9 protein-coding genes and 1 pseudogene are annotated in these 9,834 nt (G+C 65.5%); all 10 read left to right on the top strand.

The features are described 5' to 3' along the window. Positions 1-726 (top strand): annotated as a pseudogene (locus tag A5733_RS27410) (phage tail protein); the annotation flags it as partial. Between the two features lies 1 nt (position 727). Then, entirely contained in the window at positions 728-2,128 is a 1,401-nt protein-coding gene (locus A5733_RS03205) for a hypothetical protein (RefSeq protein WP_076239055.1), read from the top strand. Then, positions 2,125-3,891, top strand: coding sequence for a hypothetical protein (locus A5733_RS03210; RefSeq protein WP_076239056.1), 1,767 nt, complete (start codon positions 2,125-2,127; stop codon positions 3,889-3,891). Before A5733_RS03205 ends, A5733_RS03210 begins: the two co-directional genes overlap by 4 nt. A 24-nt stretch (positions 3,892-3,915) precedes the next feature. Continuing rightward, positions 3,916-4,341: a hypothetical protein gene (locus tag A5733_RS03215; protein WP_076239062.1), complete on the top strand. Its 426-nt coding sequence runs from the start codon at positions 3,916-3,918 to the stop codon at positions 4,339-4,341. After that, on the top strand, positions 4,338-6,959 hold the full coding sequence (locus A5733_RS03220) for a hypothetical protein (protein ID WP_142253781.1): 2,622 nt from the start codon (positions 4,338-4,340) through the stop codon (positions 6,957-6,959). The genes A5733_RS03215 and A5733_RS03220 overlap by 4 nt, the downstream gene beginning before the upstream one ends. Beyond that, positions 6,952-8,442 carry a serine hydrolase gene (locus A5733_RS03225; RefSeq protein ID WP_076239058.1) on the top strand — a complete coding sequence of 497 codons (1,491 nt, stop codon included), beginning with the start codon at positions 6,952-6,954 and terminating at the stop codon, positions 8,440-8,442. Before A5733_RS03220 ends, A5733_RS03225 begins: the two co-directional genes overlap by 8 nt. Positions 8,443-8,453: 11 nt before the next feature. Next, positions 8,454-8,867: a hypothetical protein gene (locus A5733_RS03230; protein WP_076239059.1), complete on the top strand. Its 414-nt coding sequence runs from the start codon at positions 8,454-8,456 to the stop codon at positions 8,865-8,867. Further along, positions 8,864-9,208 (top strand): hypothetical protein, encoded by a 345-nt coding sequence (locus tag A5733_RS03235; protein WP_076239060.1) that lies wholly within the window; start codon positions 8,864-8,866, stop codon positions 9,206-9,208. The genes A5733_RS03230 and A5733_RS03235 overlap by 4 nt, the downstream gene beginning before the upstream one ends. 13 nt (positions 9,209-9,221) lie before the next feature. Then, positions 9,222-9,575, top strand: coding sequence for a hypothetical protein (locus tag A5733_RS03240; RefSeq protein WP_076239061.1), 354 nt, complete (start codon positions 9,222-9,224; stop codon positions 9,573-9,575). Between the two features lie 5 nt (positions 9,576-9,580). After that, a partial coding sequence (locus tag A5733_RS03245; protein WP_142253782.1) for a hypothetical protein occupies positions 9,581-9,834 on the top strand: 254 nt, incomplete at its 3' end.

Genomic DNA, 9,834 nt, shown 5'->3' on the forward strand with positions numbered 1-9,834 from the left:
GGCGGCTACGACATGCCCGACCGTGGCAGCCCGACGCAGAACCACATGGACCACGTCCACATCTTCAGCGGCCCGGGTATCGCCGCGGGGCTGCGAGGGTCACTGAAGGGCTTGCGCCCCGGGCCGTCGTCCGCTTCCGCTGCGATGTCTGCCCCGACACCGGGTGCGATTGACCCGGCCAGCAGCGACCAGACCGGCGCCGTGGACTCCGCAGGGGGATCGTCGGGCGGGCTGGGCAGTGTGCCGTCGTCACTGTCTGGGCTGTCGAGCTGGGGTTTGGACAGCTTGGGCAGCGGGGTCGGCGAGACCAGCACTGGATCGGATCTGGGGCTGTTCGGCGGCGCGGCCGGGTCGGCTGTTTCTGGTCAGGTGTCCTCGGCGCTCGGTGTGTTCGGCGTCAACGATTCCCCCGGCTGGCTCAAGGGCATTTCAACTTTCGTTGGCGGCCTGTCGATCTCGGACAAGAACGGCAAGAAGGTCTTCGACGGCAGCAACATCGGCGGCACGCTGAGCGGCGCGGGTTCGCTGTTTGGCGGCGCAGCGCCGGCCGCGCCGTCCGCTCCGGCTGCGCTACCCGGTGGAACCGTGCACGGCGCCCAGGGCGGCCAGCCCGGTCCCGGGGGCGGCCCGACGTACAACATCCGCACTGCGGTGGTCGAGGACGCGTTCGTCGCGGCGCAGCAGCAGGAAAAGGTCAGGCTCGCATCGAAGTTGGATAGGTACTGACGTGGCAGTCGCAACGATCACCCTCGAATCGGACAACGGTGACAGCATCGTCATCTCCGATTCGCTCGACGACATCTACCTGCGCGACGACTTCATCGTGCTCGATACGAATCCGGATGGCATGTACGACACCGGGTTCACGATGCGCACCCAGTCGGGGGCGTTCGAGCCGGGTGGGCGTGCGGTCGGCGAGTCGGTGCCGATCCGCAACCCGATCCTGCCGTTCTGGCTGACGCCGGAGTCTCGGCCGCGGTTCCAGAAGTTGTGGGGCACGCCGTACAACCTGCGCAAGGTCAAGTGCACCTGGAACGGGCCGTCGGGTCCGCGGTTCCTGTGGCTGAAGCTGGCCAAGGAGATCAAGTACGCCACCGAGGATGGTTTCGACGCCGATATCGACCAGATCTATCACGCGGTCGTCTCGGCGAATGCGTATAACCCGATGTACGAGGGCGTCGAAGACGTTGCGGAGTGGGTTAATCCGGGCAACTTCACCGTCTACAACGCGGGCTCGGAAGGTGCGTACAAGCTGGGCTATGCCGGCGATCTGACCGGGGATCTCGATTTCGACGCGGACATTGCCACCATTCAGGCCGCGCTGGAGGCGTTGCCGTCGCTGGGCGTCGGCAACGTGACTGTGTCGGGGACCTCGAAGCAGTTCACGGTGCTCACCCCGATCACGCATCCCGGGATGCTGACGGTCGACGGCAGCGGATTGGCGCCGCTGGCGTTCTCGGTGACGGTGGGCACGCTGTCGTTCACGCTGACGGTCGGCGGGCAGACCACCGCGCCGATCTCGTTCCTGTCGTCGGCCTCGACGGTGCGCCAGGCGCTGGAACAGCTGTCGAACATCGGCACCGGCGGCGTCTCGGTGACGGGCACGTTCTTCGGTTACGTGCTGTCGTTCACAAGCGGCCCGTTGGCGGGGTTCCTGACGGCGCTGTTCACCGGCAAGACGACCGCGGTCGCTCCGGTGATCCGGGTGGTGGCGAATCCGAACACGAGCTGGTTCGACGTGTGGAATCCGACCGATCAGAAGTTGTGGCTGGAGTGGGCGTTCGACCCGGCGGTGTCGTGGCAGTTCCCGGATTTCGGGTTCGGGCAGGAACGTCGCTGGGGCCGGGCTGTCGGTGAGGATGCGGCACGCATGATCGTGACGCCGCAGCTCACCCAGATGCTCAGCGTGATGTCCGACCCGTTCATGGACACCTACGTCAACGCCGATCTGTCGAACGCTGCAGGGCTGTTCAACGGTGTCGAGCCGATCTACCCGGTGCCGCCGTACACGGGCACCGAGGATGAGCCGGTACTGATGCCCGTGGTGTGTCAGGGCCCGTCGGGGGCGAAAGTGCAGCTACGGCAACGGCGCTTCTGGTCGGCCGAGTCTGGCCTGGAGGCATCATGACCGTCGCAACCTTCGCCGAGCCGTTCACCGGCACCGAGCACGACGACTTTGTGGCCTGGGCCCGTGAGGTCCGCGAGTACCGCGTCGAACGCGCCTCCGACCGGCCCATCATTAAGCTCTACGACGGCGACTGGGTGTACCGCGGCACGGTGTACGGCGAGAACGCCGGCAGCGTGAACGTCATCGTCAACGAGACCGGCACGATCCAGCTGCGCTTGCCGATCGACCTCGACGACCCGCGCCGTACGTGGGCCGCGTTCTGGGCCTTGGACGAAGAAGCCCGGGGCACCAGCAACATTCACATCATCGTGGAGACGATGGGCGCCCGTATCGGCGGCCGGATGAAACCCAAGAAGGGTGTGACGGTCGTCCGCGGCGAGAAGGGTGACGAGGTTGTCATCGACTTCTTTGACGATATCGAGGAGCTTAAACACGTTTTCGTGGCGGGTAATCCATTCCTGCCGCTCAGTTTGATCCAGCAGCCAAAGGCGTGGATGCTGCTTTTGCAGGCTGACCACGGGATCCTGTTGACGTTGGCGGCGAACCTGCTTCGGTTGCAGTTGACCAACATCGACGTCGGCGATCTGCTGAAGCTGCTCGACCCGGACAACTGGACGATCGAGGGCCTGGTCGATGCGCTGCGCGGGTTCTGGCAGCAGTCGCAGATCGTGGTCAAGCCGCGGTTCTTCGGCGACAGCGCGGCACCTCTGGCGTTGGTGGTCGGGTCGATCCGTACGTCGATCTTCGACGTCGCGGCACCCATCCTCGAGGATGCCGAGTTGCAGTGGGATCTGCGCCGGTGGTTCAAGGGTGATCCGGAGCCGTGGCCGGGGGCGGGTACCAACTGGCGCGACGGCACGCTGTTCGTCGGGATCGTCGACAAGTCCGGGTTCCGCTCGGGCACGTCGATCGGCGGCAACCTGCTCACCGGCCTGACTCGCTCTATCGCCTCGGTGCTGTCCAATCACGTCGAGGATTCCTACGACCTGTTCACCGGCGAGACGATCGACGAGACCGGATACCGGCTGCCAGGGTTCCTGGGGACGCTGCCGGGGCACCCGTACGTGATCTATCGGGACGGCGACATCACCGGCATCCAGACCTCGGAGTTCTCGCGGTCGCCGGGTGGCGCGGGCCGGATCACGGTGGGCGGGAAGTCGATGCCCGGCGTCAACGAGCTCATCAGTGCGGCCATCCAGTACGGCGGTGATGTTCTGGGCGACAACATCTCTGCGGTCATCAGTGCGGGTGTGGGTTACAACGTGTCGGTCGGTTCGCTCGGTGGTGCCATCGACTCGTTCCTCAACCCGATCTACCGGGACAGCATCCTGGCGAACATCTCGGTGCCGCTGCTGCTGCGCACGGCCAAGCAGGGCTGGGGCCACTACCTGGAGGACACCAGCCCCAACGTGACCCAGGCGTTCACCGCGGCGAGCGTGATGGATCTGCGCCGGCGCCGCCGCGAGACGGACCCGGATACCGATTTCACGCTGATTGTGGCCAACGCGTCGCCGTGGTTGATCGGTGACAACGGTTTCGGGCACTGGTGGAACGGGGACCGGGTCGGCGGCACGTCGAAGTACCTCATGCCTCGGGTGTACGTGCGGCGCTGTCGAAACCTCGGCATCGACTGGGGTCAGGGCAAGGGCCTGGCCATCGCGGCGAAGTTCGGCGACACCCGTAACCACAAGGATGCGATCGAGCACATGGCAGAGCTGGTGGGTAGGGCGATGACAGGACTGCAAGAAATAGGCTTGTGGTAGGTCCGAGGGACGGTGAACGAAGTGGTGAACAGCAAAGCTGAGCGGTTGTCTCCGGAGTCGGCGAAGGCGTTGGCGGACAAGGTCATCGAAACCAACGTCGTGCCGAAGAAGGTTCCGGCCCTCGACGATATCGACGGGCAGACGAAGGCGCTCGGTGGCGCCCTGGCCTCGGCGCTGTTGACGGCCACCGAGATGCCGTTGCACGCGCTGCAGCCGGTCATCGGGGCACTGTCCGCGCAGCTCGTCGCGCTGGGCATCAGGCAGACCGAGCACGTCGACCCGGAAGCCCTGTACGCGCCGGCCTGGATCACCGACGGTGTGCGGCAGGAGTCGATCAAGCTGCCCGATCCGCCGCAGCACACCGAGGGTGAGCCGCATGTGGAGATGACCACGGTGGCGCCGAAGTGCCCGAAGCGGATCGCCAAGGCGGCGCGGGCGGTGCGCCGGTGACCACTCCGGGTGGTGTTGCGAATCTGCCGGCTGGTGCGCTGACGCTGGAGACGCTGCAGTCGAAGCTGCAGGACATGTCGGCCACGGCGAATCGTCAGCGTGCCGCGGATCGGGTGCCGTCGATCTTCAACAACTCCACTGGTGGCAGCATCTTGTCGGATCTGTCGCCGTTCGGGATCATCACGCGTATCTGGGCTGAGGTCAATTCGCTGGTGGCTCAGGCTGATCCGGCGGATATTCAGGGCCCGGAGGATCTGCCGCCGCTGCTGCTGGAGTTCATTGAGGGGCTGCCGGTCGTCGGCGAGCTGGTGGGTCTGCTGGAGGCGATCCTTGGCAACTACGACGGTGACGATGAGGTGCTGAGGGCCATTCAGCAGGTGTTCTTGCCGATCCGGCTCGTCATGCAGATGATCGCCGGTAACGAGGTGGGATTCCCGACGCCCGAGGAGATTATCGACGGTTGGGAGAACCTGGGCAGCGCGGCCGCGAACGCGTTGCGCGACGCCATGACGGGGATCGTCAACTCGACGCCGACCGATTTGGACAACTGGTTACTCGGCCTGCTCACGAACAACTCGCCACTGAATCCGGCCAGGCTGAGCGAAAACCTGTGGCCACTTGGCGCATTCCCGGCCGGCTCGGTCAACGGCCAAGGCATCTGGATTCCGGATCCCGAGGTGACCCACACTGCCGACTCCACCGGCTCGGTGCGGGTGGTCGCCAACGGCACGATGAAGGCGCTGCTGGGGGTGCCGACGACGGTCGTGGTGGGCCAGCAGGTCGACGTGTCGGTGTTCGTGCGGTGGGGCGGCTACGCGGGCACCGGGGCGCCGATTCAGTTGCACATCGCCGAGTATGTCCACGACGGCAGCTCGTCGAAGCGCCTCGGCTCGACGATGGTCACTTCACTTGGGCCGGGGGTCGTTTCGGGCGGTTGGGCTGAGCTGGCCGGTACGTACACGGTGCCCGAGGGTGTGAACGAGATCCGTTGCCGCCTGGTGGTGACACCGTCGGCGGTCGAGGGAACCATTCACTTCGACGACGCGACGGGCCGGAACAAGCTGCTTCTGGAGTGGATCGGTGGCCTGCCGGAGCAGCTGCAGGACCAGATCGCGCGGTGGCAGTCGATCATCGACGCAGCGGTGCAGGCGTTCACCAAGTCCACCGTCATCGGCAACACGATGGAAGATCTGCTGTTCGCGCTGAACAACATCCGACCTGAGAACATCTCAGGTCTGTGGGGGCCCGGCACACTGCCCGAGGCGCTGCAGAAGTTCCTCGATGCCATCATGTCCGGCGGTGTCGGAGCGGATGGTGAAGGCGCGGGCATACCGGATATTCGTGACCTCTTGGAGCAACTTGGCTCCGGCTCGTGGCTGGGCAACGAGTCGTGGAAGCTATTGGCCAACAGGTACAACCGCAAACTCGACTCTGGCCTGTTGCCGTCGGAGCGGTCGAACTTCAATCTGTCGGAGATCAATTCGTCGTTCACCCTCGCGCCGGGTACGTCGCTGATCGCGTTCGACTTGATCGAAGAATCGATGCCCCTGGGCGCGATCTCGTGGCTGGGCTGGGGAACGAGCGGGATCACCGAGTTCTATGTGAACGTCTACAAGGTTGGCAACCTCAACGCGGCCGGCGGCGAGGCCGTACTTCTGCACGCCTCACCGAACATCGTCGGCATCCTCGACTCTGGCGCCACGTCACCGCTGGGTGGCTACAACCGGTATGAGCCCGACGCACCGCCCGGTGTCGAGATGGGCGACATCGTCGCCTACGAACTGATCACCGTGGGCGGCTCGCACACCATCCGCGGTCGCGCCTACAACCTGCCGGAAGACAACCGGGCACCGACAAGCGCTCACGCGGCGATCCGCGCCATCGTCGATCCGGACAGCCCGCCTGCGACGTTCGACAAGAACGACATCACCTGGTCACAAAATGCGGCGTGGATCGGCATCGCGGTGGACACCGGCTCTGGCGATGGGCACCACGACCCCGAGCAGCAACAGCTCAACAGCGCGACGTCGCTGCCGGTCCCGAACTGGTGCGACATCATGGATTGGGTTCTCCTGCCCCCCGGCGGCGACGGGGCCGACGGATTCACCGGGTTCTACGGAAACCCTGGCAGCCCAGGCTCGTACAAGACCGCAACCCTGGTCCGCGGCGAGCACTTCAGCGGCACCAGCACGATCATCACGTTCGACGGTGTTGCGGAGATGGGCATCCCCGGGTTCACCCTCACCGCCAACCGCGGCGCCAACGGTTCAGGTGTGCGACCGGTCGGGCTCGGTCAGCCTGTGGGCCGCGGTCCTGGTGACCTCGAATACAACGGGATGAAGTGCCGGGGCGGTGGCGATCAGTCCGCGTACGGCGGCAAGGGCATCACGCCCGGCGGCGCCGGCAACGGCGGCCACTGGTTCGGCCTGTACACCCAAGGCGGCAAGGGAGGGGCGGCCCGGGCGTGGGTGCAGTTCCGCAAGGTCCAGCCGGGGGAGACGCCTGCCGGTAGCGAGCCCGACAACACCGCGCCGAACATCAGCGGCCTGACCGTCGATGTTTCGGCGACCTCCACCACGCTCACGCTGACGCCATCGGGGGCGGTCGACGATGCCTAGTGGACTGAAGGGCTACAACGTCCGGCTCGACGGGGTGAAGATCAACGAGGCCCCGGTCACCGACGGCGGCGCGCTGCCACTGTCCGGCCTGGCGGCGGGTACCGACTATTCGGGCCGGATCACGATCAGCGCTGTCGATAACGCGGGCAACGAAACCACACCGGTGACGTTGGCCAACCTCGCGGTCACCGCGCAGACGGCAACACCCAGCGTCACCGATCCACTGCCGGAAGCCACGCGCAACGCTATCGATGCGCTGGTTGCGTCGAAGCTGAAGCCGACCACGAAGGTCGACGGGGCGCTGCTGGCGGTCCGGACCCCGTATGGCAGCTATGAGCGGGCGTACGGCGGTGACCGGACGGCGAATTCACCACTGACCCTGGACGACAAAATCCGGTACGGGTCATGCACAAAGATGTTCGTGCACCTGCTGATACTGGCCCAGATCGACGCCGGGCACCTCACTTTCGAGGACACCGTCGACATGTACGTCGACGACATCCCCAACGGCGACAAGGTCACCATCAAGCACCTGCTGATGATGCAGTCGGGCATCAAGGACTACCTGCAACAGGACCCCGCGCTGCAGCAGGCGTTCTTCCTCAACCCGACGTCGGCGTTCGACCCGATGCCCTACATCCGCAGCTACGAGCCCCTCTATGAACCGGGCACCCAGGCGTCATACTCCAACTCCAACACCATCCTGCTCGGCATGATCCTGGAGTGGTGTGACAGCACGTACGGCACTGGCCGCGACATCCGCACCATCCTCGTCGAGGACAGTTGCCAAGCGCTCGGCCTGCAGGAATCAGAATGGCCGACAACGAATTACATGACCCCGCCGTACTCGCGGGGGTGGGCGCCGAACCTGGCACTGCCGCAGATTCAGGCCATGCTCGGCCCGTTCGCGTTCCTGGCGGGAATCCTCGGCTACCCGACTACCAGCGAGATCGAATGGACCGCCGTCAACACGACGTGGGCCGGGGCCGCAGGTTCGTTGGCCGGCCCGATCACCGACCTGGCCACATTCGGGGAGGCGCTACGTGACGGCGCGCTGATCTCCCCGGCGATGCAGCAGCTGCGCGACGAGACGTTCACTACGTACCTGACCTACCAGCCCAAGAAGCCGTGGGAGGGCCCGGGCTGGATGGGCTTCGGCATCGGACTCATTCAGTGGGGGCACTGGATGGGCTGGGTGGGCAACCTCGGCGGTTACATCACCGTGTTGTTCTACAGCCAGCGCGACGGATCGGTGATCGCGGTGGCGCTCAACAACTTCGGCGGCGAAACGGTGGACCTGTTCTATCAGATCGCCTATCTGCTCGATCCGGAATCGACGCTGATATCGGATTCGGTGCTGCGCGTGGCGACCGGCGCTGAAGGTTCGAGCGAGGTCGGCGGTTTGCGGCTGGTCGAGTGGCAGCCTGCCGGCGATGAGGACGGTGTCCTGACCGTCCCGCACAAGGTGCCCATTGTTCTCTGAGAGGTTGTGTAATGGCTGTTGATGGGCTGTTTGATGGTGCCCGCGAGAAGTTCGCCGGTGGTGAAATCAGCTGGCCGACTGCGGATGTTCGAGCGGTAATGATCCATGAGGCCGACTATGCGGTGGATCTAGCGGCGCACCAGGTGCTCGACGACATTCCGAGCGCCGCCCGGGTGGCGATGTCCGACAGCCTGGCCGACAAGTCGGTGGCGGCGGGCTGGCTGAGCGCGGGCAATATCAGCTTTCCGGCCATCGTCGGTGCGTCGTGCGAGGCGCTGGCGTTCGTGGCCTACACCGGCGATCCGGCAACGTCCACGCTGATCGGGTACCGCAGCAGTGGTGTGGCGAACCTGCCGTACACGCCGAACGGTTCATCGGTGACCATCATTCGTGAGGCCAGCGCACCGGGGTTCTTCCGGCTATGACCGCACCAGTTGGGTGGTGGGCCGAGCTGTTCGCCGAATTCGCTTTGGCTGCCGACGGGCAACTTAGCTTCGCACCACCCGAGGTCGCCGTGGCGGGTGAGTTCGCCCTGGCCGCCGATGCCAAGTTGTCGTTCACGGTGGACAAGGTTCTTGCCGCCGCCGAGTTCGCGCTGGAGGCCGAGGGCGCCGGCCTGGAAATGGTGTTCAGCCCGAGGGCCGGCTTTGGGCTGTACGCGGACGCGGCACTGAGTTTCACCGGCACTGGCCACGACGGCTGGACGCCCGGCGACGAAGACGGCGTGACGACGCTGCCCCACAAGATCCCGTTCACCCTGGGCTGAGAAGGAGACGAAGATGGCACTACACGACGACACCCACAAGGCGATATGTGACGCGATCGTTGCGCGCGGCGACTGGGTCGGGGTGTTCACCGCAGATCCTGGGACCAGCGGGGCGAACGAAGCCAGCGGCAGCGAGTATGGCCGCGAGGAAGCCGCATTCCCCACTGGCGGGATGGTGTCGGGCTACTGGGTGCGCACCGCACCCGCGGTGGAAGTGGGCCTGCCCAGCGGCACCTACACCCACGGCGGCCTGTTGTCGGCAGCGTCGGGCGGGAACTTCGTGGGCGCTGAGCCGTTCGCTGGCGGCAGTGTCACGGTCACCGGCACCGGCGCGTCGATCACCATCACACCGTCGGTGAAGGGATGAGCGCGATGCAGGCAATAACCGATCACCAGATCATCGCCCCACCGGCCAACAACAACCTGATGATCCTCACCGACGGCACCCTCGACGGTGAGCTGAAGCTGAAACAGATCGTGACAGCGGTCCGCGGCGAGGACGGCGTTTGGACCGTGACCGCGGCGGGTGTCGACGACTTCCGGACCGCCGACCGTGGCGAGGCGATCCAGGCGATGCTGTACAACGCGTTCATGTCGCTGGGCCCGAGGGACGAGGCGGGCCGCGG

Source organism: Mycobacterium sp. NS-7484, from assembly GCF_001953975.1.
Taxonomy (GTDB): Bacteria; Actinomycetota; Actinomycetes; order Mycobacteriales; family Mycobacteriaceae; genus Mycobacterium.